19 protein-coding genes are annotated in these 21,905 nt (G+C 63.6%); 5 read left to right on the top strand and 14 right to left on the bottom strand.

From position 1 onward, the window contains the following. Nucleotides 1–6: 6 nt before the first annotated feature. The 3 genes from NKL04_RS03285 to NKL04_RS03275 all read left to right on the top strand — a co-directional run bounded on the left by NKL04_RS03285 (nt 7) and on the right by NKL04_RS03275 (nt 3,147). Entirely contained in the window at nt 7–888 is an 882-nt protein-coding gene (locus tag NKL04_RS03285) for an AAA family ATPase (RefSeq protein ID WP_023699674.1), read from the top strand. Nucleotides 889–1,123: 235 nt separating this feature from the next. Beyond that, nucleotides 1,124–2,260, top strand: a complete 1,137-nt coding sequence (locus tag NKL04_RS03280; RefSeq protein WP_023699675.1) for a vWA domain-containing protein — start codon at nt 1,124–1,126, stop codon at nt 2,258–2,260. Next, entirely contained in the window at nt 2,260–3,147 is an 888-nt protein-coding gene (locus NKL04_RS03275) for an amidohydrolase family protein (protein WP_023699676.1), read from the top strand. Before NKL04_RS03280 ends, NKL04_RS03275 begins: the two co-directional genes overlap by 1 nt. A 45-nt stretch (nt 3,148–3,192) precedes the next feature. Here NKL04_RS03275 and NKL04_RS03270 read toward each other — a convergent pair whose 3' ends face one another. From NKL04_RS03270 to NKL04_RS03240, 7 genes are all read right to left on the bottom strand, one after another. Beyond that, nucleotides 3,193–3,600: a carboxymuconolactone decarboxylase family protein gene (locus NKL04_RS03270; RefSeq protein ID WP_023699677.1), complete on the bottom strand. Its 408-nt coding sequence runs from the start codon at nt 3,598–3,600 to the stop codon at nt 3,193–3,195. A 250-nt stretch (nt 3,601–3,850) separates the two neighbouring features. After that, the gene (locus NKL04_RS03265; protein WP_023690778.1) at nt 3,851–5,347 is read right to left on the bottom strand and encodes a sugar ABC transporter ATP-binding protein; all 1,497 of its coding nucleotides are present in this window, start codon (nt 5,345–5,347) and stop codon (nt 3,851–3,853) included. Beyond that, entirely contained in the window at nt 5,347–6,396 is a 1,050-nt protein-coding gene (locus NKL04_RS03260) for an SMP-30/gluconolactonase/LRE family protein (RefSeq protein ID WP_023699678.1), read from the bottom strand. Before NKL04_RS03260 ends, NKL04_RS03265 begins: the two co-directional genes overlap by 1 nt. Further along, nucleotides 6,393–8,516 (bottom strand): ABC transporter permease, encoded by a 2,124-nt coding sequence (locus NKL04_RS03255; protein ID WP_023699679.1) that lies wholly within the window; start codon nt 8,514–8,516, stop codon nt 6,393–6,395. Before NKL04_RS03255 ends, NKL04_RS03260 begins: the two co-directional genes overlap by 4 nt. Nucleotides 8,517–8,595: 79 nt before the next feature. Continuing rightward, nucleotides 8,596–9,621 carry a sugar ABC transporter substrate-binding protein gene (locus NKL04_RS03250; RefSeq protein ID WP_023699680.1) on the bottom strand — a complete coding sequence of 342 codons (1,026 nt, stop codon included), beginning with the start codon at nt 9,619–9,621 and terminating at the stop codon, nt 8,596–8,598. A 60-nt stretch (nt 9,622–9,681) separates the two neighbouring features. Continuing rightward, nucleotides 9,682–10,668 (bottom strand): ABC transporter permease, encoded by a 987-nt coding sequence (locus tag NKL04_RS03245; RefSeq protein ID WP_023699681.1) that lies wholly within the window; start codon nt 10,666–10,668, stop codon nt 9,682–9,684. A gap of 272 nt (nt 10,669–10,940) precedes the next feature. After that, the gene (locus NKL04_RS03240; RefSeq protein ID WP_023699682.1) at nt 10,941–12,374 is read right to left on the bottom strand and encodes a DHA2 family efflux MFS transporter permease subunit; all 1,434 of its coding nucleotides are present in this window, start codon (nt 12,372–12,374) and stop codon (nt 10,941–10,943) included. Between the two features lie 109 nt (nt 12,375–12,483). On the opposite strand from NKL04_RS03240, the gene NKL04_RS03235 reads away from it, so the two are divergent. Beyond that, nucleotides 12,484–13,485 (top strand): ornithine cyclodeaminase family protein, encoded by a 1,002-nt coding sequence (locus tag NKL04_RS03235; RefSeq protein WP_023699683.1) that lies wholly within the window; start codon nt 12,484–12,486, stop codon nt 13,483–13,485. Then, nucleotides 13,482–14,990, top strand: coding sequence for an HAL/PAL/TAL family ammonia-lyase (locus NKL04_RS03230; RefSeq protein WP_023699684.1), 1,509 nt, complete (start codon nt 13,482–13,484; stop codon nt 14,988–14,990). The genes NKL04_RS03235 and NKL04_RS03230 overlap by 4 nt, the downstream gene beginning before the upstream one ends. Here the strand turns inward: NKL04_RS03230 and NKL04_RS03225 are convergent, their stop codons facing one another. From NKL04_RS03225 to NKL04_RS03195, 7 genes are all read right to left on the bottom strand, one after another. Further along, nucleotides 14,991–15,794 (bottom strand): 3-methyl-2-oxobutanoate hydroxymethyltransferase, encoded by an 804-nt coding sequence (locus NKL04_RS03225; protein WP_023682254.1) that lies wholly within the window; start codon nt 15,792–15,794, stop codon nt 14,991–14,993. 84 nt (nt 15,795–15,878) lie between these two features. Beyond that, nucleotides 15,879–16,973, bottom strand: a complete 1,095-nt coding sequence (locus NKL04_RS03220; protein ID WP_023699685.1) for a fatty acid desaturase family protein — start codon at nt 16,971–16,973, stop codon at nt 15,879–15,881. A gap of 16 nt (nt 16,974–16,989) precedes the next feature. After that, entirely contained in the window at nt 16,990–17,904 is a 915-nt protein-coding gene (locus NKL04_RS03215) for a sugar phosphate isomerase/epimerase family protein (RefSeq protein ID WP_023705643.1), read from the bottom strand. 54 nt (nt 17,905–17,958) lie between these two features. After that, complete coding sequence (locus NKL04_RS03210) at nt 17,959–19,047, bottom strand: Gfo/Idh/MocA family protein (RefSeq protein ID WP_352723276.1); 1,089 nt, start codon at nt 19,045–19,047, stop codon at nt 17,959–17,961. A gap of 101 nt (nt 19,048–19,148) precedes the next feature. Continuing rightward, nucleotides 19,149–20,216, bottom strand: coding sequence for an ABC transporter ATP-binding protein (locus tag NKL04_RS03205; protein ID WP_023702161.1), 1,068 nt, complete (start codon nt 20,214–20,216; stop codon nt 19,149–19,151). Then, nucleotides 20,216–21,004: an ABC transporter permease gene (locus NKL04_RS03200; protein ID WP_023702160.1), complete on the bottom strand. Its 789-nt coding sequence runs from the start codon at nt 21,002–21,004 to the stop codon at nt 20,216–20,218. Before NKL04_RS03200 ends, NKL04_RS03205 begins: the two co-directional genes overlap by 1 nt. After that, nucleotides 21,004–21,873 (bottom strand): ABC transporter permease, encoded by an 870-nt coding sequence (locus NKL04_RS03195; RefSeq protein WP_023702159.1) that lies wholly within the window; start codon nt 21,871–21,873, stop codon nt 21,004–21,006. Before NKL04_RS03195 ends, NKL04_RS03200 begins: the two co-directional genes overlap by 1 nt. Between the last annotated feature and the right edge of the window lie 32 nt (nt 21,874–21,905).

Genomic DNA, 21,905 nt, shown 5'->3' with positions numbered 1-21,905 from the left:
GACGACATGCAGGAGCCGAATGCCGAGACTGTCGCGACCTCGCCGGAGGCGGTGGCACGGCATCTTGCTGCTTCGCGCTACCTCGCCGACGACAGCCTGGCCACCGCCATCTTCCTGGCGATACGGCTCGGCAAGCCGCTGCTGCTGGAAGGCGCGCCCGGCGTCGGCAAGACCGAAGCTGCCAAGGCGGTCGCACAGCTCCTCGGCCGCGATCTGGTGCGGCTGCAATGCTATGAAGGCATCGACGCTGCGCACGCGCTCTACGAATGGAATTACCAGCGCCAGCTGCTCGCCATCCGCCATGCCGGCGAGCACGAGGTCGACATCTACGACGACCGTTTCCTGATCGCCCGGCCGCTTCTGCAAGTGCTGCGAGCGCCCCGGCAGCGCGTGCTGCTGGTCGACGAGATCGACCGATCCGATCATGAGTTCGAGGCGCTGCTTCTCGAATTCCTTTCCGATTTCCAGATCAGCATCCCCGAGCGCGGCACGATCCGCGCCGAAGCGCAGCCGATCGTCATCCTGACCTCGAACCGCACCCGCGAACTGGCGGAGGCGCTGCGTCGGCGCTGCGTCTATCACTGGATCGGCTATCCCGACGCCGAGCGCGAAGCCGCCATCATCATGCTGCGCGCCGGCGATGTCGCCGAGACCACCGCGCGCGCCGTGGCGAATGCCGTGCAGTCGATCCGCGCGCGGCCACTGGCCAAGCCGCCCGGCATCTCCGAGGCCGTCGAATGGGCCAACGCCGCCACCATACTGGAGAAAGGCGGCAGCCCATGGCCGCAAGCCTTCCGCCGAGCCATCGGTGTGCTTATCAAGGACGAGGAGGATTTGTCCGCGATCGCGCCGGAGCTTGGCCAGATTGTCGAGGAGGCGCTGGGGTGACGTGTGAGGTCAACAGCTCGTTCATAGCGAGGTGGCCTCACTTGGGCACTCTGCAACGCTGGCGGGACAGCGCCCCCCTCTGTCCTGCCGGACATCTCCCCCACAAGGGGGGAGATCAGCCGTCATCCTGGCTTTCGCCAATCTCCAGCGGCGCAGAAAGAACCGAAGCGCCAAAGCTGCTGATCTCCCCCCTTGTGGGGGAGATATCCGGCAGGACAGAGGGGGGCGCGAAGGAATGATGCGTCAGGGAACCCTTCCTCTCGCCTCCGCGCCCTTCCTCGACTTCGCCCGGCTGCTGCGCCGCCACGCCTTTGCCGTCGCCCCCGAGCAGGTCTGCAGCTTCATGCAGGCGGTCACCCTGCTCGGCCCCCGCTCGATGGCCGACATCCGCGAGGCGGCGCTCGCAACGCTTGCCCCCCCGCCCGATCGCCGCGGCGAATTCGAGGCGCATTTTCGCAATCACTTCCATGGCGATGGCCAACCCTCGATCGAAGGCGAGGAAGACGAGGAAACCCGCATCAAGGACGATCACGGCACGCGCCAGGAGGAGAAACAGACCACGCGCCAGGAGAAAGGCGGCGAGCTGTCGTCGGCAATCGAACAGCTGAGCAGCCGCGATTTCCTCCGCGACGACGATGGCCTTGGGCCCTTCCGCCGCAAGCTCGCTTCAACCCTGCCCGCTCGCCGCTCCTTCCGCACCGTGCGCACCCATTCGCGCGGCAAGCTCGATCTGCGCCGCTCGCTCAGGGAAATCGTCAGCGCCGATGGCGATATCCCCTCGCCGCAGCTGCGCCGCCGCCAGACGGTGGCGCGCAAACTGCTGATCCTGATCGACGTCTCCGGCTCGATGAAGCTGCACACGGCGGACTACCTCAAACTGGCGCACGCCGCCGTACAAGGTGCTGACCGTGCCGAAATCTTCACCTTCGGCACGCGGCTCACCCGCATCACGTCCGCACTGCGTATCCGCGATCGCGACCAGGCTCTCGCCCGCGCGGCGGCACTCGTCGACGACTGGGACGGCGGCACGCGCATGGGACCGACCCTGCTCGCCTTCCTCTCGGTGCCCCGTTTCTCAGCCTTCGCCCGCGGCGCTGCTGTGATCATCCTGTCGGACGCGCTGGAGCGCGGCGACCATGCCGATCTCGAGACCGCAATGCGCCGGCTGAGCGCCCGCGCCTTTCGCCTGTCGCTGGCCACACCGCTGGCCGGTGACCCGCGTTTCCTTCCCGCCACGGCAGCACTCCGCGCCATCCTGCCTGATCTCGACGATCTCATCGACGGCTCGTCGCTCGGGAGCCTCACCGATTTCGTCCTGTCGCTCGCCCGCCCCGCCCCGGCGGCGTCGGCAATCTGGAAAAGGGTATCGTGATGCAGAAAGCCATCGACGCGCATTTCCACATCTGGCGCCAGCAGGACCAGCCATGGCTGGTCGGGCCGATGGTGCCGCGCATTTTCGGCCCCTACGAACCGATCCGCCGCGACTATCCGATCGAGGAATTTCTCGCCGATCAGCAAGGCGCAGGTGTCCAGAAGGCCGTCTATGTCCAGACCAACTGGGCCAAGGAGGATTTCGAAAAAGAAGTCGCCTTCCTGCAGAAGACTGCCGACGAGACCGGCTGGCCGCACGCTATCGTCGGCTATACCGATATGACTGTCGACGATGTCCGGCCCCAGATCGATCGATTGAAAAAGTACCCGCTGCTGCGCGGCGTGCGCATGCAGTTACACTGGCACGAGACGCCGGCCTTCCGCTTCGCTGCCTCGGCCGATCAAGTCATCGACCCCAAGGTACGCGCTAATGTGGCGCGGCTGAAAGACTATGGCCTGTCCTTCGACCTGCAGCTTTTCCCTGCCCAGATGAAGGATGGGCTGACGCTGGTCGGCGAGAATCCTGAGACCAACTTCATCCTCACCCATGCCGGCATGCTGACCGGCATGGAGCCGGAAACCACCGAGGCTTGGAAAGCCGGCCTGAGTACTCTATCAACAGCGCCGAACTTCTACGCCAAGCTGTCGGGCCTCGGCACCTTCGCCCACCGCAACGATCCGGCGTTGATTGCCTACATCGTCGACAATGCGATCGACATTCTGGGCGCTGACCACCTGATGTTCGGCTCCAACTTCCCGATAGAGAAGCTCTGGACCAGCCACGCCGAACTGATCAAGGCGCATCGTGCAGCCGTGGCGAAGCACGGTCCGGTGGCGGAAGCGGATATCTTTTGGAATACAGCAGAGAAGGTTTACAGACCGGCATAGCGCACGCTTTCCCTTCTCCCACAGGGGAGAAGGGAAAGCGGCCCCTCACTTCACTTCGAACTCAGGATCGACCGGAATCTGCATCGCAGTCACCAGATGGTTGGTCTGCCCGGCCAGCCCGATGATCGACACCAGCTCGCCATGCTGCGCATCGGTCAAGCCTTTGGCCCGCGCCGCAGCCGTATGCGAATGGACGCAATAGGAGCAGCCATTGGCGGTCGACACAGCGATGTAGATCATCTCCTTGGTCAGCGGATCGATGGCGCTTTCCGTGGCCATCACCACCTTCACCTGTTCCCATGTCCGTTTCAGCAAGGCCGGATCGTTGGCGAGCCCACGCCAGAAATTGTTGACGAAATCCGATTTGCGCGTCGCGCGGATGTCATCGAACACAGCCTTCGCAACCGGGATTTTTTCGACCTCAGCATCGCTGAGGAGTTTTGTGGCGGCCATGGCGTTTCCTTTCGTTGAATCGGTGGATCAGGTGGTTGAATCAGGTCTCGAGCAAGGGCGGCTAACCGGCTATTCCGATTCAGTTTTTGATGCTGACAGAACCATGGCGATTGGCCGAAGCATCTCAGCTTCGTCATTCACGGGCGAAGCAGGCGCGAAGCGCCGTCGCGGAGAGACCCGAGGATGACGAAGGCGCTGAGGCCTTCGCCAATTGGCGACGTATGCGCACCCTCAAACACCGACCAGAAACCTAATGAACCGCCGCATACATGATCTTCTCCTCCGTCGCCTCGGCGGGCGAAAACTCCTCGACCATGCGGCCCTGCCGGCACACCAGAATCCGGTCCGACAGGTTCATGATTTCCGGCAGGTAGGACGAGATAACGACGACGGCCAATCCCTCGTCGGCCAGCCGGTTGATGATCTGGTGGATCTCGGCGATGGCGCCGACATCGACGCCGCGCGTCGGCTCGTCGAAGATCACGATACGCGGCTGCTGCACCAGCCCCTTGCCGATCACCACCTTTTGCTGGTTGCCGCCGGAAAGCTCGACCACGCGGGCATTGTCGTTGATCGCCTTGATGTTCAGCGTCTTCGTCCATTCAGCGGAAAGCGTGCGCATCTCCTGCTGGTTGATCACCCAGGCCTTTTCGCGGCCCGCCGCCAGCAGCCCGCCGAACAGGTTCTCGGCGATGCCCATCGTCTCGAAAATGCCCTCGCTCTTGCGGTCCTCGGTAACATAGACGATGCCGTCGGCGACCGCCTCACTGGGCACGAGATAGCGCACCGGCCTGTCGTCGAGTTCAATCGCGCCACCGCGCAAAAAATCGCGCTTGTAGATGCCGGAGACGATCTTGAAGGTCTCGGTGCGGCCGGAGCCGATCAGCCCGAACACGCCGGTGATCTGTCCCTCGAAGATCGAGAAGGAGGTGTTGCGCACGACATTGCTCATCGAAATGTCCTGCACCGACAGCACCTTCTTGCCGGCCTTGCGCAGCCTGGCCTCGTCGCGCTGGCGATAGATCTGTCCCGACAGTGTACGCCCGACCATGGCGGCGACGATCTTGTCGCGATCGAAGGCCGATGTGTCGTCGGTTATGACCAGCTCGCCATCGCGCAGGATTGTGATGCGGTCGGCGATCATCAGCGCCTCTTCCAATGCATGGCTGATGAAGACGATCGAGACGCCGTTCGCCTTCAGCCGCCGGATCAGTGCGAAAAAGTGCCGCTTCTCCTCCGGCGTCAGCGTCGCCGTCGGCTCGTCGAAGATGATGATCTCGGCATTGTGATGAACGGCGCGCGCGATCTCGACCATCTGACGCTTGGCCGCGCCGAGCGTTGCCACCATGGCGTTCGGGTCGACCGGGAAGTTCAGCGATTGCAAAAACTGTTGCGCCGAAATGTAGGTGCCGCGCAGCCGGTTGAGAAACTTTTCGGTGCCGAGATAGAGGTTCTGCGCCACTGTCATCGACGGCACTAGGCTGGTCTCCTGGAACACCATTGCGATGCCGGCCTCGAGCGCCGCATGCGGCGAGGCGTAGGCGATCTCGCCGCCTTTGTGGAACATCTTGCCGGAAGTGGCGTCGACGACGCCGGCAATGATCTTGGTCAGCGTCGATTTTCCGGCGCCATTCTCGCCGAGCAGCGCGTGGATTTCGCCCTTGCGCAGTTCGAAGCTGACTTGTCTGACCGCGGGCACGCCGCGATAGTTTTTGGTGACGTTTTCCAGGCGCACGATCGGTTCCATCAGAGACCTCCTGCGTCGATGGCCAGCACGCAATCGCCGCCCCTGGAGGCGATGAACAGGCGGCCGTCCGTTTCCGCCACGCTGCAGATGCCATGGCGCCTGCCGTCGGCGCGGCTGTGCAGGCTGAATTGCGGCTGCATGTTCTGATCGAGCCTGACCACCAGCCCATAGGAGCGGCTCGGCGACCAGGGCTTGTGGATGCCCATGGTGCGGATGCCGCCGCATTGCAGCGGTTCGAGGAAGCTGCGATTGGAGGCCAAAGCCGGCGCGATCCAGTAGGCCGGCGCCACCTGGTCTAGCATGTCGCGCCGATAGTGGGTTTCCTGGAGAACGAATTCGATCAGCCGGTTGCGTGGCGCGAACAGAGCCAGCCACGCGCCGCCATCGCCGGCCGGCGCGAGGCGCGCGGGATAGCCGGGCAGATGCGTCAGCACGGTCGAGCGGCTACCGGTCGCACCATCGAAGCGAACGAGCTGGTGACGCCAGCTTTCGCTGACCAGCACATCCCGCCCAATGGGATGCAGCCCATAGGGAAAGGCGATCTCGCCGGCCACTTTGCGGAACCCGCCGCCGGCTGCGTCCCGCCTCCAAAGCGATCCGGACACGCCCTTCTTCATCAGGTCGGCGGCCCATAGCGACGGCGCATGCTCAGCCGAGCCATTGGCCAGCCACAACGTGTCGTCCTCGGCATAGGCAAGCGCGGTGATGCAGCTGACGCCAGACGGCAGCGAAACCTCCTTGCCGGCGACCAGCAGCTTGCCGCTCTCAAGTCCGACCGTCAGTTCTCCCGACAGTGATAGAGCCAGCGCAGTGATGGGGGAAGGAAAGGTCTCGACAACCTTCGGCTCCACTCCTGCGGCAAGCGAATAGATGGCGTTGCCGCTGGAAGCGAGCAGCCGGCCATCGGCAACCAGCAGATTGTCGGGTTCGATCAGTCCGGCAAAAACCGGCGCATCATCGAGCCGCGTGTTGGGCCGGAAGGCGCCGTCGAGCGGCGGGATGGTGACGGCCTTGCCGCGAAACATGTCCAAGATGGGATCGAGGATCATGGCTGCGTTCCCCAATAAGAAGCGGAGCTGGTCCAGGTCGGGTCCGCGCCCGCAATCTTGTAGCGGCCGATGCGGTTGTTGAGGATGCCGCCGACGAACAGGAAACCCTTGTGCTCGCGCATCGAGGTGACCATCGGATGCGCGCCGCCGGTGAGGTCGCCCATCGCCTCGACAATGCCACCCTTGTCGTTGAATTTCACCACGCCGCCGGTGTTGATGTTGGGGAACAGCCACTCGTCCTGCGGCAGCCGGCGCGTCATGCGCTTGCGCATATCGGGATGGCGCAGCGACAGGTCGAAGCTGGGCGTGCGCATGCCGAGCCACGCCATCCAGTAATTGCCGTCGGAGGCGCGGTTGATGTTGTCGGGATAGCCCGGCATGTCGCGGATGACGCATTCGGCGGCGCCCGCCTTTGGCCCTTCCAGCCAGTAGCGGTGGACGCGGCAGGCCCAGCTCTCAGCGAAGAACAGCGACTTACCGTCATGCGCCATGCACACGCCATTGGTGTAGCGGTAGCCGTCGAGCAGTGTCTTCGTCGAACCGTCCTTCGGGTCATAGACCAGCAGCCGGCCGGTGGCGCGGTTCTCGATCGAGTCCAGCGCCCAATCGTGCGCGTCATAGCGCTTGGTGGAGTCAGTGAAATAGATGCGCCCGTCCGGCGCGATGTCGCAATCATTGGGGTCGCGCAGCCGCGCATCGTCTACGATCGAGGTCCAGGAGCGTGACGTCTCGGCCGACAAGCGCTTCACTTCCCGATCCGGTGAGACGGAATAGAGCCCCATGGCGCCGACGCAGCTGATCAGATTGCCCGATTTGTCGAAGGCCAGGCCTAGCGGAAAGCCACCGATATGGGCAAACACCTCCGACTTAACGTAATCCGGCGCGAAGAAGCGGACGATCTCGCCATGGCGCGTGCCGCAATAGAGGTGATCGTCGCGGTCGAGGATGACGTCTTCCGGCCCTTCCAACTCGCCGAGCCCGATATGGTCGGCCGCCGACAGCCGGTTGTCGAGCGCGTAGGGCGTGCCTGAGCCCGGCACCGCAGACTGTGTCTCGCCCATCTTGAGATAGACCGGCGCGACATAGACTTCGTTGAGCACCTTATGGCGGTTCTTCAGCCAGCGGATGTCGATCGTCACCGCCACCGCCAGCATGATGCCCAGCACCATCTGGTTGGTGCCGGTGCCATAGCCCAGCCGGATCAGCCCGTTGGTCATGGTCAAGACGATGATGGCGCCCATCAGCCCCTTGATGACCGAGCCGCGGCCACCACCCAGGCTGACCCCGCCGACCACCGCCGCCGTCAGCGCCATGATCTCAAGGTTGAGGCCGGTGCCCGGCCCTGCCCCACTCAGGCGGCAAGCGATCAGGAAGCCGCCGATCGAGGCGCAGAAGCCGGAAAAGACATAGGTCATGAACACGGTGCGACGCACGCGAATGCCGGCATTGTGCGCCGAGCGCCTGGATCCGCCGACCGCCAGCACATGCCAGCCCGGCCGGGAGCGCGTCAGCGCGATATGGGTGACGATGGCAAGAATGATCGCCAGCCACACCGAGACCGAAAGCCCCCAGAAGGTGCTGTCGCCGATGAAGTCGAGCACATCGGATGTCGCCTGGGAAAGCTGCACGTCTGCGGCATAGGTGGTGACGAGAATATCGAACAGCGCCCGGCCAAAAATGAAGGTGACCAGCGTAGTCAGAAAGGCGCGCAGCCTGAGATAGCCGACGAGGTAGCCGTTGACGGCGCCGAAGATGAGCCCGGTGGCAAGCGATGCCGCCAGCGCCAGCCAGATAGACTGTTCGAGGATGAAGAAGACATAGACGGCGGAGAAGCAGGACAGCGCGAAGATCGAACCGACGGACAGATCGATGCCGCCGCCCAGCATCACCACCGTCATGCCGGTGACCACCATCGAGAACTCGCCGAGCTGGCGGGTCGATTCCTGTAGCGAGGTCAGCTTGAAGAAGCCGGGAATGATCGAGCCGAACACGCTGAGCGTCGCCACCAGCGCCAGGAACGGAATGGCGTTGTCGGTCCAGCGTTTTGTCAGGATTTCGCCGACCAGATGGTCGGGCACGAGATTGTAGCGCCAGGACTGGAGGCGTTCGCGAAAGGACATCGGCGGCTGCTATTCCATGAGGGAACGAGGTGACCGGATTGTCCAGCCACCTCGTTTATTTCAGTCGAAAAAGCGCGGCTTACTTCGCCGCCGCTTCGGCCTGCAGTGCCTTCAGGTCCCAGCAGCTGTCGGGCTTGAGGTCGGCCTTGGTCGTAGCCTTCTCCAGTGTGTAGATGTAGGTGTGCGACGTGCCGGCCGGCTGGCCGCTCTGCAGCAGGAACTTGATGATAGCGTTCATGTCGCCGGACTGGCGAGCCAGATCGGTCATCACCACGGCGCCGTAAGTTCCGTCCTGCAATTTGTCGCAATCGGCCGCCTTCTCGCCGCCGCCGGTGGTGACCAAAAAGACCTTGCCGTCGAGCTTGGCGTCGCGGATGGCGGCGGATGCGCCGGTGGCGTCACCATCCCAGAAGTCGATGATCGAGCAGATGTCGGGGTTCTGCTGCAGCATTGTCGTCGTCACGTTGCGCGACGTCGTCGGATCCCAGTTGGAGTCGGGCTTGGCCACGACTTTGAAGTCGGGGTGCTTCTCCAGCACCTTCATGATGCCGGCATACTGGTAGAGACTGGACGAGTTGGCCTGATCACCCTGCACAAGGCCGATCTTCTTCGACGAGTTCTCGCCGCAGCCCTTGATCGCCGCTTCGGCTTCGAGCTGGCCAAGCCGGTCCCAGTCGCTGCCGACAAAGGCGTCGGCCGGGGAGTTGGCGGGGTTGTCGACCAGTATGACGTAGGTGCCGGCGGCCTGTGCCTTCTTCATCAGCTTGGAATAGGAGTTGAGGTCCGGCGCATGGATGATCAACACGTCCGGCCTTGTGTCGGACGAGATCGCGTCGGTGATCGCCTGTGCACCGGCATCGACGACCCAGTTCGGATCGCGTGTTTCGAAGGTGCCGCCCCAGGCTTCGACTTCCGTCTTCAGATAGTGCGACCAGCCCTGCGCAAGGTCGAAGCCCATCGCCAGCGGCACCAGCATGACGCGCTTGCCCTTGAGCGCCTGCGCGTAAGCGGCCGGGCCCGGATCGTCGGCGGCGAAGGTCGGCGCGACGAAGGCGGTAGCGGCCAGCGCCGTGGCGGCGGCCATCAGTGTTCTGATCAGTTTCATGTCACATCCTCTGTTTTTCACTTATTGCCGGCCGGTCGGCATGACCCGGTCGGGTACCCCTTAGATGTCGCCCTGCTGCGCAGTCTGTTCGTCGCGCGGATTGATGATGCCGTCGACGATGATGGCCCCCAGCAGGATCGCCGCCTTGATCAGGTTTTGATAGAGCAGCGGAATGTCGATGATGGTCATCGCGTTCGACAGGATGCCGATCAGTGCAGCGCCCACCAGCACGTTGCGCACCCCGCCCCGCCCGCCGGAAAGGCCGATGCCGCCGATCACCGCCACCAGCACGATGTCATAGAGCAGCGTCGAGTTGACGACGCGGGTGTTGATCGAATGCAGGCTTGCCGCCGTAAGCAGGCCGGCGATCAGCGCGACAAAGGCCGAAACCACATAACGCAGCACCAGCATTGGCCGCACCGGAATGCCGATGTTGCGCGCGGCGACCGGATTGTCGCCGGCGAAATAGATGTAGCGGCCCCATTTGGTGTAGCGCAGGAACACGAAGAACAGGAAGGCGAGCCCGGCGAAGACGAACACTTCGATCGGAATGTCGAGGAAACGCAGGCCGCCGAGCAGCTCCACCCAATGGCCCTGAGGCACCGGCACCGCATCCTGCGTGATCAGTTGCGAGCGGACATAGCCGAAGACGAAGGAGCCGGTCGCCAGCGTCACGAAGATCGCCGGCACGTCGGCATAAGCGACGAGAAAACCATTGAGCAGGCCGATGGCGAGCACGCCTGCCAGCACATAGGCGAAGGCGAGCCCATCAGGCGTTCCGGCGTTGAGCAATTGCAGATACCAGGCGACCGACATCGCCATGATCGCCACCGCCGACAGGTCGATGCCCCTGCCGATTATGACGACCGCCATGCCGAGCGCCAAAATGCCCAGCACCGACACCGAGCGGACGATGGCAACGAGATTGTTGGCAGCGATGAAACCAGGCAGCCCAATGGCAGCGGCGACGAACAGCACCACGGCGATGGCAAAGACAATGCCTTCCTGATTCAGGCTCCTGACATTTGGCCAGCCAATCGTGTTCATGTCTGCATTCGCCCCGATGGCAGCTCTGCCACCCCTTCCGAAGAAAGCTAATCGGCTCGGCGCCGCTTCGTCAAATGAATCCGCGCTCGGAACGCCCGTTGGCAGTGATAATCTTCCAGTGGACGCACCGATTGCTAGAACTGGCGCAATCCTAGGAAAAGGCTGCGCTTTTGGCATTCCGTTGCACCATTGCGTGTATGCGCGAAGGTGCCGTTCTGAGGCGAAAGCACAAGGCGGAATTAATTGCCGCCTGAGCGGCGAAAATCGCGAATTCAGGTCCTGGTCATGTGGCCTGAAACTTCGGCGCCTGCACCGGGCGGCAGCACGAGGAACCGCAACGCCGCCACCAGCCCGATGGCGCCGATGACCAGGAAGGCGATGCGAAAATCGACGAGGTCGAGCGCCGGCCGGTGCCTGACGATCTGCGACAGGTTGAGGATGGCAGCCGCCACCGCCACGCCGAACAGCATCGATATCTGCTGCAGCATGGAGGACAAAGTCGCCGCCGAGTTGCGCTGCGCGGCATCGATGTCGGCGAAGGCCAGAGTATTCAGCGCCGTGAACTGCATCGAGCGCGTCAGGCCGGCGATCAGCATCAGCATCACTACCAGCGCCTGCGGCGTTTCGGGCGAGATCGCCGCGCAGGCCATGATCGAGGCCGAGGCGATCAGGCCGTTGACGACCATGACCGTGCGAAAACCAAAGCGTCGCAGCGTCGGCGTCGTCACCGTCTTCATGCCGAGATTGCCGACGAAGTAGGCCAGGATCATCAAGCCGGCATCGACCGGCGAAAGGCCAAAGCCGACCTGAAACAGCAGCGGCAAAAGGAACGGCGTGGCGTTGATCGCCACGCGAAAAATGGTGCCGGCGGCAAGCGTCGAGATGGCGAAGGTCTGCACCCTGAACGCGCTGAGATCGAGTAGCGGATGCGGCGCGCGCCGGAGATGCCGCACCGCCAGCCAGCCGATGACGATGCCGGCGGCAATCAGCAGCACGGCGGGCAAAGCGCCGTCTTCCGGATGTGCGATGCGCTCAAGGCCGTAGAGCAGCAGCGCGAGCCCAAGCGACGTGAGGAAAAACCCCGGCCAATCCAGCGGCTTGGGATCGGCCGCGCGGTCGCCCGGAATGAAGCGCGCGACCAGCGCCAGCCCGACCAGCCCAAGCGGGATGTTGATGAAGAAATTCCAGTGCCAGGAGAGATAGGTTGTGATGAAGCCGCCAAGCACCGGCCCGACCACGGGCGCAAACAACGCCGGCCAGGTGATCAGCGCCGTGGCGTTGAGCAGCTCCGATTTCGACGCATTGCGCAGCACCAGAATTCGCCCGACCGGCGTCATCAGCGCGCTGCCAAGGCCTTGCACGACGCGAGCGGCAACGAACTGAGGCAGACTTTGCGAGAAGCCGCAGGCCAGCGAGGCCAGCGTGAACAGTACGATCGCCAGCAGGAAGATGTTGCGCGCGCCGAAGCGGTCGGCAAGCCAGCCCGACAGCGGCACGAACACTGCCATGGTCAGCATATAGGCGGTGATGCCGATGCTCATCGCCACCGCCGGCACGCCGAAGGATTGTCCCATCTGCGGCAGCGAGGTCGAGATGATCGTCGAATCCAGCAGCTGCATGAAAAACGCGATGGCGACGATCAGCGCCACGCGCCGCGCATTGCTGGCGGTTACGGCGGAGGCCTCGGTGTCGGGAACGGCAGTCATGGCGAACCGCGTTGAACAGCATATGGCTGGCCCCGTCCAGAGCTTATCCAACAAACTTCCGTGTCGGCTCGCAGCCTGTTATGGATGGGCGGGCGGCCAAGGACATTGCATGAAGCCTATCTATATCGACTACCTCAATGGCCTCGATATCGAAGCCCTGGAGATGACCGACGGCGAAATCATTGCCGCTGTCGAAGCCGGGCTTATCGCGCAAGGCAATGGCCAGACGGTGATCGAGCCGCGCGTCCATCTTGAACCCGCCCCTTCCTTCCATGGCCATTTCAACGTTCTGCGCGGCTACGTTGCGCCGCTCGATACGGCGGGCGTGAAAATCGTCGGCGACTATGTCGACAATTATCTGCACGGGCTCCCTTCAGAATTTGGCATTTTGAACCTGTTCGATCCGCGCACCGGCACGCCGCGCGCCATTCTCGACGCCACCGTCATCACCGACATGCGCACCGGCGCCGTCACCGCTATCGGCGCCAAACATCTGGCGCGCAAGAACTCCAAGGTGCTGGCCCATATCGGCGCACGTGGCACCGCCTATTGGAATGTCCGCCTGCTCGACCATCTCTTCGACTTCGACGAGATCCGCGTTCATTCGCGCCGCCCGAAAAGCCGCGACGGCTTCGCCGCCAAACTCTCCGCCGATCTCGGCAAGACCGTCACGGCGGTCGCCGACTGGGAGAGCTGCGTCAAGGGCGCCGACATCGTCGTCGAGGCCTCGCGGCTGCCGGAGCCGCAGCCGCTGCTCAAGACCGAATGGATCAAGCCCGGTGCGCTGGTCGTGCCCTATGGTACGATGAGCGCGGTGGAGCTGTCATTGACCGACATCATGCAGAAAATGGTCGTCGACGACTGGGGCCAGTGCAAGGGCGGCAAGTTCGGCTCGCTGCGCGCCCATGTCGAGACCGGGCGGCTGAGCGAAGCGACGCTGCACGCCGAGCTCGGCCAGATCGCTGCCGGTCTCAAGCCGGGACGCCAGAGCGACGACGAGACGATCCTGTTCTGGCATCGCGGCCTGTCGCTGTCCGACATTGCGCTGGGCAAGGCGATGCTGGCCAAGGCTGCTGATAAAGGCATCGGCCAGAGGCTGCGCTTCGCATGAGCGCGCTCGTCCTCACCGGCGCCGGCGTCAGCGTCGAGGATGTCGCGGCGGTCGCCCGCGCCGGCCGCAAGGTGGAGGTTGAGCCTGCTGTCATCGAGAGGCTCGACAAAGCGCGCAAAGTGCTCGACCAGGTGGCCGCGTCCGGTCAGCAGATTTACGGCCTCAACACCGGGCTCGGTGCCAATCTCGGCACGTCGGTCGAAGGCGATGCCAGTGCCTTCCAGCGCCAGTTGCTGGAAGGGCGCAGCGGCGCTGTCGGCGAACCGTTGCCCCAAGAGGCGGTGCGGGCGACCATGCTTGCGCGCGCAGCGATGCTGGCAGTCGGCGGCTCCGGCATTTCGCCGGCGGTTTTCACCGCCCTTGTCGATGCGCTCAATGCCGGCGTGCATCCGGTAATGCCGCAGCTGGGCTCGATCGGCGCCGGCGATCTCGTGCTGATGACGGCGCTCGCCCGTCTGCTGACCGGCGACGGCGAAGCTGACTATCAGGGTCGGCGCATGCCGGCGGCCAAGGCGTTGATGATGGCGCGGTTGGCTCCGATCAGCCTGGCGCCGAAAGACGGCCTGTCGCTGATCAACGCCTCGGCGGTTTCAACCGGCAGCGGTGCGCTGGCGCTGGCCGACGCGCTGGCCGCCTTTGTGCAACAGCAGCAGGCGGGAGCGCTGACGATGGAAGGGTTTGGCGCCAACCGCACCATCCTCGATCCGCGCCTGCATCTGGCGCGGCCGGCAGCCTGCCAGCAACTCGCGGCCAAGGGCCTGCGCGACCTGCTTGCCCGCGACGAGGAGCCGACGCCGACCACCTTGCAGGACCCGCTGTCGATCCGCTGCATGCCGTCGATCCATGGCGCGCTGATCCAGGCGATCGACCAGGCGCGGCTGGCGCTGGAGATCGAACTCAATGCCGCCGCCGACAATCCGCTGGTGCTGGGCGATGACGGGCTGGTGCTGTCGACCGGCAATTTCCACACCGCATCGCTGGCGCTTGCCTTCGAGACGCTCGGCCTGGCGATCGCGCAATGTGCCGCGGCAAGCGTTGCCCGCTTCATCCAGATCGCCGGCTCCTGCCGCAACGGCCTGCCAAAATATTTGTCACCGGTCGGCGGCGCCTCGGCCGGTTTCGTGCCGCTGCAAAAGACCGCAACGGCAATCCTGGCCGGCATCCGCCACAAGGCCAATCCGGTGATGCTGGATTTCTTGGCCGTATCCGAAGGCGTCGAGGACCATGCGACGCAGACCCCTCTGGCGGTGTCGAAATGCGCCGAAATGATCGCGTTGTGGCGACGGCTGATCGCCTTCGAATTGATGGCCGCCGCCCAGGCAGTCGATCTGCGCGATGGCCTTAAGCTGGCGCCCGGCACAGCAGCGGTCCATACCGCGGTGCGCGCGCATGTAGCGATGCTCAGGGAGGACCGGCCGCTGGGAACGGATGCCGAGGTGCTCCATGCCATGCTCGCCGACGGAACATGGCAAGGTGCAGCGATGATCGGCAAGGAGGCCGAGTAGTTAGCCCTTTGCGTCCACCCGTTTCATGAACAGGCTGAGCTCGGCCGGATCCATGCGCACGACATGCCTGTCTTCCGGATAGGCGCCGCTATCGACGTCGGCAACGTACTCGGAAAACGCCGCGACGCGTTCCGCCTGCAGACGATCGTACTCGGCGGCGAAGTTGCGGTAGACCTTGGAATGGCGCGGCATGTGGCCCCGGTTCTGGCCAAGAATATCGTCGGCAAACAGATATTGCGCGTCGCAGCCGGTGCCCGCACCCATCGACAGCATGATCAGCGAGGTCCGTTCCGAGATCGCCTTCGCCACCTCGATCGGCACCACTTCGATCTCGGCGCCGAGAGCTCCAACGGCCTCATACTGCTTGACCGCCTCAAAAATCTGCATGGCGGTGTCGGCGGTCTTGCCGACGGCCTTGAAGCCGCCGGTCCAGGTGGCGCGGGACGGAATGAGGCCGACATGGCCGATGACGGGGATCGCGTCGTCGGCGAGCCGCTTCACGGTGGCGAAACCGGCGCTGCAATAAACGGCGTCGGCGCCGGCCTTGTAGAGCCGGAACGCCCAGCGCAGGAAATCGTCCGCCGTGCCGATCTCATAAAAATTCTCGCCCGGCATGGTGAACAGGCTGGGCGCCGCATCGCGATACTCAGGGTTGAGCACCAGCTCGGGCGGCACCGAGACGATATCGACCCCTGCCCGCTCGGCAGCCTCGGCCTCGTCCATGGTCAGGACGCGCAGCATGGTCAGCTGGCGCTTGCCCTTCATGGCGCGCAGATCGGCGACGGTCGGTCTCTTTCGGCTCATCGGATGTCCCTGTTGGCTGGTTGCTTTTCCCGGTCACCTTACCGGCCTTGTAACAGGCCGGATAGAAGGCGGGTGGTTTATTCGCTACTCGGCCGCCGCCGACATATCGAGCTCGTGAAATTCACCGCGATAGGGCCGCGCCGTCGGCGGCAATTCGCGCTTGAGGAAATAATCCTCGTACCGCAGCTGCTTCAGCAGCACCGGCCAGACCTCGCGATAGGCATGCCACATGGACGGGTTCGCCGCCGGCAGGTCGTGCTTGACCAGCTCGTGCAGCCTCGGCAGCGCATGGTAGGGCACCATCGGAAACATGTGATGCTCGACGTGGTAATTCATGTTCCAGTAGATGAAGCGGCTGACCGGGTTCATGTAGACGGTGCGCGTGTTCAGCCGGTGGTCGACGACATTGTCGGCCAGGCCGATATGCTGCAGCAGCCCGGTCAGAACCATGTGCCAGCTGCCATAGAGACGCGGCAGGCCGATCAGCACCAGCGGCAGCCATGAACCCAGCGCGATCGCGAGGGCGATCGTCGCAACGTACACGGCGATATGCCAGCGCGCCGCCGTGATGGCCTTGCCCTGTTCGGTCTCAGGAATGTAGCTCTTTTCGTCGTCCGACAGCTTGCCCAACGCCTGGCGCGCCAGGATCGGCAGCGAATAACGGAAATCGAGAATGCCGGTGAAGGCAAGCGCCGCCTTGACCAGATTTGGCGGCCGCATTACCGCGATCTCGGCGTCACGGCCGACGATGATCGTGTCGGTGTGATGCCGCGCATGGCTCCAGCGCCATTGCACCGGATTGCGCACCACCATGAAGCTGGCGATTTCGTAGATCGCATCGTTCATCCAGCGTGTGCGGAAAGCGGTGCCATGGCCGCATTCGTGCCAGCGCGAGTCGCTCGACGATCCATACAGCACGCCATAGACGAGCAGGAACGGCACCACCCACCACGTGCCCCAGAACCACACGATGCCGGCGGCCGAGCCCAGGATGGCTGCGATCCAGATCACTGTATCGCGGATCGCCGGCCCGTCGGAGCGCTGCATCATTTCCTTCATTGCCTTGCGCGGCACGTCGGTGTGATACCACTCGGCCGAGGCCAGCCCGGTCTCGATCGCCCGGCGGGTGCTTTCGCCGACCAGGCCGTAATCGCGCTTTGTCTTGGCCGCCGTCGCCATCACCGTCTCGCCTACCTCAAAGCCCGTTGGCGCGGAACTTCCCGTCGAGAAATGTTTTCGCCCGCGGCACGTCGTCCTCGGTCAGATGCTCGATGATAACAGGGATGTTCGGGTGCTTCTCACTGAGCCGCTGCAGATAGAGATCGTAATTCAGCGATCCCAGCCCGGGCGCCGGCAGCTCGATCTCGCCGACGCCGCGGAAGGTCAGCCCCTCATGCGCGTCCGCGTCGCCGATATCGGCATGCTTCTCGGTCTTGTCGCTGCCTGAGCGCTTGACGTCCTTGGCGTGCGCGATGCGGATCTTGTCGGCCAGCGTGTCGAACACCTGGTTCAGCACCTGGTCCATGCGGTCGATATTGTGCGCCTCGAAATAATTGGTCGGATCCATCAGCAGGCCGAGGCCCGGATGGTCGACCTGCGCGAACATTTTGACCGTCTCCTCGACCGAACCGACGACATTGTTGACATAGGTTTCGAGCAGGAACACCGCGCCATGGTCGTAAGCCGTCTGGGCAAGATCCGAGATCACCTTGCGGCATTCCTCGAAGCCTTCCTCGGTCTTGTTTTTGGGATGATGCACCCAGTCGGATTCGGTGTTGTAGGTGCCGGTCTCCGAGATCACGTAGGGCGAGCCGAAGTCGCGCGCATTGCGGATGATTTCCTTGAGATAGCCGACGCGCTTCTCGCGCTCGGATTTGTCGGGATGGATGATGTTGGTGTAGCCCGAGATGCAGCAGACCGGCAGATTGTGGTCGCGAAACGTGTCGCGCACTGTCCTCGCCTTGTCCCCGGTGATCTGCCCGGCCGTGAGATCGACATCCCTGAAATGCATGTCGAGCTGCACTGTGTTGAAGCCGAGTGCACGGATGCGGCGGGCGGCCTCCGCGAGCTCATAGGGGAAATAGCCGGTGAAGATACCTGCCTGCATCATGATGTGAACTCCTCCCGGTAAGCGATTCAGCCGCCACACTATTCGGCGGCATGTTCAGTCGATCGATATCTCGGACAGTTTGACGGTGCGGCCTTGCGCCATCGAGCGGTAGCCCGCCTCGACCAGTGCCATTGTCTTGACGTTATCGGCGACGGAGAGCGCCGGCGGCGCGCCTGTCTTCACCGCATGCTGCAATTGCTCCATCACGCCGATGAAGGCATGCGGGAACCACATCGTGTCCCAGCTCGGGCTGACCCATTCGCCGCCGGTCGTCTCGGTCGAGGCATAGGTCAGCGTCGAGGCCACGCCTTTCGGCCAGCCGATCGTGCCTTTGGCGACACCCTTGGTGCCGTCGACGCGCCAGTTGATGTGCTGGTCGTCCTCATAGCCCTCCTGGCGCGGTCCGGACCAGACATCCTCCAGCGACACGGCGAGCACGCCGGAGGGAAAGCGCAGCGTCGAGACGGTGATGCCGTCGCTATGCTCGAATGTAGTGCGCGGGTCCTTGCGTGTCAGCGTGGCGATTTCCGAGGGATCGCCGAACAGGAAGCGCAGCACGTCGAGATGATGCACGCTCATATTGGCGAGCGTCAGCCGGTCGTAGTCCTGAAGGAAAGTCTGCCAGTGCGGGATCGCATGCATGTCGATCTGCGCAAAGACGATGTCGCCCAGTGCGCCGCTGTCGATGATCTGCTTCAGGACGCGCATCGATTGGTCGTAGCGCATGTTCTGATTGACCGAGAGTATCTTGCCGGACTTGGCTGCCTCGTCGCGCAGCTTCACGGCTTCATCGACCGACAGCGCCAGTGGCTTCTGCGCCAGGATCGCCTTGATGTGGGGCTGCTTCAGCGCATGGCGGATCAGCGCCGGCTGCTGGTCGGGTGGAAAGGCAAGGTCGACGATCTCGACCTCGGAATCCTCGATCAGCTGTTCCGGTGTGTCGTGGATGGTCGGAATGCTCCAGCGTGCAGCCACCTTCTCGGCGCTGGCCTTGGTGCGCGAAGCGATGGAGACGACTGGGAAACCGGCCTGCGCATAGGCGGCAAGATGGCATTCGGCCATGATCATGCCGGCGCCGATGCAGCCGATCCGGTATTCGCTGGTGCGAACCCTTACATCCGGCTCGAAACCCTGGCCTGCCATCCATTCCTCCCTGGAGGACGGATATAACGCCATGGCCCGTCGATCAGCCAAGGTCCGCTCCATCAATTCCCATCAGAACCATGCCGGGGTGACGGTGCGAACTAGTTTGCGGCAATCAGCACAGTGCTTTCCGGCGACCAGCTGAGCATTACATCCTGGCCCTCGGCCAGCCGGTCATTGCCGGTATTCTGGACGATGACCTTCAGCGTCTGGCCGGCGCGCTCGACGAGATAGGTGCTGTTGTTGCCGGCGAAGATGCGCTTGGAGATCTGGCCCTTCAGAGCGTTGGCATTGGCCGCATCCGCAACCCCGGCATCGGTCGCGATGCGAATGCGTTCGGGACGCACGGCGCAGCTGGCCTTCGTACCGGCGGCAAGCCGATCACCCACCCCGGCGGCGATCGCCGTGCCGTCAGGCAGCCGGATGCCGTTGCCGGTCGCATCGCCGCGAAAAATGTTTGCGTCGCCAAGGAAGGTGGCGGCGAACTCACTCTTCGGCCGGTTGTAGATCTCCTCCGGTGGCCCTTCCTGCACGAGCTTGCCGTCGCGCAAGATGCCGATGCGGTCGCTCATCGTCAGCGCCTCTTCCTGGTCGTGGGTGACGAAGATGGTGGTGATGCCGACCTCGCGCTGGATGCGTTTCAGCTCGATCTGCATGTCGACGCGCAGCGCCTTGTCGAGCGCGCCGAGCGGCTCGTCGAGCAGCAGCACGCGCGGCTTGGTGACGATGGCGCGCGCCAGCGCCACACGCTGGCGTTGGCCGCCGGAGAGCTGGTGCGGCCGGCGCTCGCCGAGCTTCCCGAGTTGGACGAGATCGAGCGCGCGCTGCACTTCGGTGGCGATCGTCGCTTTCGTTTCGCCGCGCACCGACAGGCCGAAGGCGACATTATCGGCGACGCTCATATTGGGAAACAGCGCATAGTTCTGGAACACCATGCCGATGCGCCGCTTTTCGACCGGCACCCGTTCCACACTCTCGCCGCCAATGGCAATGCGGCCAGTATCGGGAAAGTCGAAGCCGGCGATCTGGCGAAGCAGCGTGGTCTTGCCGCTGCCCGATGGGCCGAGCAACGCATAAAAGCCGCCATCGGCGAAATCGATGGAGACGTGGTCCAGCGCCTTGTGCGCGCCAAAACTGCGGGAGACGTTCGATACCTGCACGCCGGCCATTATTTCTCTCCGCCGAATTTGAAGAAGCGCGCCGTGAGCAGCATCAGCGCCATCGACACGACGATGATGATGGTCGAGACCGCGTTGATCTCGGGCGTGAACCCCTTGCGGATCGCGGCGTAGATTTCGACCGGCAGCGTCGTCTGGCCCGGCGTCGCCAGGAAGTAGGAGACGACGAACTGGTCGAACGACACGGCAAATGCGAACAAGCCGCCGGCAATGACGCCGGGCATGATCCACGGCAGCGTCACACGCCTCGTCGCTTGCCACTGGTTGGCGCCGAGCGAGCGCGCCGCCTCTTCCAGCTCCGGTGCAAAAGTCTGCAGCCGGGCCGAGACGACGACGATGACATAGGGCAGCGCCAGCGCCACATGGCCGAGCAGGATGGCTAACAGGCCGCGGCCAATGCCGACGCCGAAGAAGAAGATCAGCATCGCCGTGCCGGTGATCAGCCACGGAATGGCGATTGGCGGAAACAGCAGCGCCTGCAGCACTTTCTTGCCGCGGAAGTCGTAGCGGAAGAGCGCCAGCGAAGCGGCCGAGCCAAGCACCACTGAGATGAGCGTGGTGATGACCGCGATCTCGAGGCTGTTCCAGGTGGCCGCGATCAGCTGGTCGTTCTGCCAGAGCGAGGCATACCATTCCGTCGTCCATTCGAACGGCAATTGGTAGAAGGGCGAGACGTTGAACGACATCAGCGCCATGATGATGATCGGCAGATAGAGGAAGGCGAGCAGCAGGAAGATGTAAAACCGGCCCAGCCCTTGGAGGATGCGGGTGGTCTTCATCACGCGGCCCTCTTCAGCACCGGCGAGGCAACTGCGAGGATGACCAGCACGACGGCGAGCAGGATGAACGACAATGCCGCACCAAGCGGCCAGTTGAACACGGCGACGAACTGGTCCTCGATCACCGTCCCGTAGAACGTGCCGGTGCGGCCGCCGAGAATGCGCGGCTCCATGAACGAGCCGACGACCGGCACGAAGATCAGTGCCGCACCTGCCACCAGGCCAGGCATCGACAGCGGGATGATCACCCGCTTCAGCACCTGCAGCCGCGAGGCGCCGAGCGAACGTCCGGCCTCGATCAGCGAGTCGTCGATGGCCTGCAAAGTGAGATAACAGGTCAGCACCATATAGGGCACGTAGGAGTGCACCAGGCCGATGATAATTGCGGGGTAGGAATACATCAGGTCGATGTTGATCTTGAACGGCAGCACGGCGTTGAGTGCCGTGTCTAGAATGCCGCCCTCGCGCAGCACCATCGCCCAGGAGAAGATGCGCACCAGCCCGTTCGACCAGAACGGCAAGATGACCAGCAGGAAAATCGCCTCGCGGCTGCGCCCCTTCAGCACCTTGGCCAATACATAGGCTGCGGGATAACCGATGACGACGCACCACAAAGTCACTTCGAGGCCGAGCCGCAGCGAAGCGAGCAGCAGCGTCAGGTACAGGCTCTGCGAGAAGAAGGCGGCGTAATTGCCAAGGGTGAACGCCCACGGCTTTCCCGACAGCGGCAGGTCGGTCATGAAGGAGAAGAACACCATGGCCGAGAGCGGCAGGAAGATCGCCACCGTCAGCCAGAGATAGGCCGGCGCCAGCAGCGGCAGGGCCGATCTCAGCCCGCTACGCGACGCGACCGCACCCTGTACCGCCATGATACCCTCCTCCCCAGGATTGAAGGGCCAGC

This window comes from Mesorhizobium sp. C264A, from assembly GCF_040324515.1.
Taxonomy (GTDB): Bacteria; Pseudomonadota; Alphaproteobacteria; order Rhizobiales; family Rhizobiaceae; genus Mesorhizobium.
The sequence above is the reverse complement of the archived record's forward strand: the minus strand, read 5'-3'. Positions and strand labels throughout refer to the sequence as shown.

What these genes read in the sequence shown, in the direction of transcription:
- NKL04_RS03270 (WP_023699677.1), bottom strand. Translation starts at nt 3,600, where the DNA reads ATGGCCGCCACAAAACTCCTCAGCGATGCTGAGGTCGAAAAAATCCCG.
- NKL04_RS03260 (WP_023699678.1), bottom strand. Translation starts at nt 6,396, where the DNA reads ATGATCCTCGATCCCATCTTGGACATGTTTCGCGGCAAGGCCGTCACC.
- NKL04_RS03220 (WP_023699685.1), bottom strand. Translation starts at nt 16,973, where the DNA reads ATGGCGACGGCGGCCAAGACAAAGCGCGATTACGGCCTGGTCGGCGAA.
- NKL04_RS03225 (WP_023682254.1), bottom strand. Translation starts at nt 15,794, where the DNA reads ATGAGCCGAAAGAGACCGACCGTCGCCGATCTGCGCGCCATGAAGGGC.
- NKL04_RS03235 (WP_023699683.1), top strand. Translation starts at nt 12,484, where the DNA reads ATGAAGCCTATCTATATCGACTACCTCAATGGCCTCGATATCGAAGCC.
- NKL04_RS03215 (WP_023705643.1), bottom strand. Translation starts at nt 17,904, where the DNA reads ATGATGCAGGCAGGTATCTTCACCGGCTATTTCCCCTATGAGCTCGCG.
- NKL04_RS03285 (WP_023699674.1), top strand. Translation starts at nt 7, where the DNA reads ATGCAGGAGCCGAATGCCGAGACTGTCGCGACCTCGCCGGAGGCGGTG.
- NKL04_RS03240 (WP_023699682.1), bottom strand. Translation starts at nt 12,374, where the DNA reads ATGACTGCCGTTCCCGACACCGAGGCCTCCGCCGTAACCGCCAGCAAT.
- NKL04_RS03265 (WP_023690778.1), bottom strand. Translation starts at nt 5,347, where the DNA reads ATGGAACCGATCGTGCGCCTGGAAAACGTCACCAAAAACTATCGCGGC.
- NKL04_RS03200 (WP_023702160.1), bottom strand. Translation starts at nt 21,004, where the DNA reads ATGAAGACCACCCGCATCCTCCAAGGGCTGGGCCGGTTTTACATCTTC.
- NKL04_RS03280 (WP_023699675.1), top strand. Translation starts at nt 1,124, where the DNA reads ATGATGCGTCAGGGAACCCTTCCTCTCGCCTCCGCGCCCTTCCTCGAC.
- NKL04_RS03195 (WP_023702159.1), bottom strand. Translation starts at nt 21,873, where the DNA reads ATGGCGGTACAGGGTGCGGTCGCGTCGCGTAGCGGGCTGAGATCGGCC.
- NKL04_RS03275 (WP_023699676.1), top strand. Translation starts at nt 2,260, where the DNA reads ATGCAGAAAGCCATCGACGCGCATTTCCACATCTGGCGCCAGCAGGAC.
- NKL04_RS03210 (WP_352723276.1), bottom strand. Translation starts at nt 19,047, where the DNA reads ATGGCAGGCCAGGGTTTCGAGCCGGATGTAAGGGTTCGCACCAGCGAA.
- NKL04_RS03245 (WP_023699681.1), bottom strand. Translation starts at nt 10,668, where the DNA reads ATGAACACGATTGGCTGGCCAAATGTCAGGAGCCTGAATCAGGAAGGC.
- NKL04_RS03255 (WP_023699679.1), bottom strand. Translation starts at nt 8,516, where the DNA reads ATGTCCTTTCGCGAACGCCTCCAGTCCTGGCGCTACAATCTCGTGCCC.
- NKL04_RS03230 (WP_023699684.1), top strand. Translation starts at nt 13,482, where the DNA reads ATGAGCGCGCTCGTCCTCACCGGCGCCGGCGTCAGCGTCGAGGATGTC.
- NKL04_RS03250 (WP_023699680.1), bottom strand. Translation starts at nt 9,621, where the DNA reads ATGAAACTGATCAGAACACTGATGGCCGCCGCCACGGCGCTGGCCGCT.
- NKL04_RS03205 (WP_023702161.1), bottom strand. Translation starts at nt 20,216, where the DNA reads ATGGCCGGCGTGCAGGTATCGAACGTCTCCCGCAGTTTTGGCGCGCAC.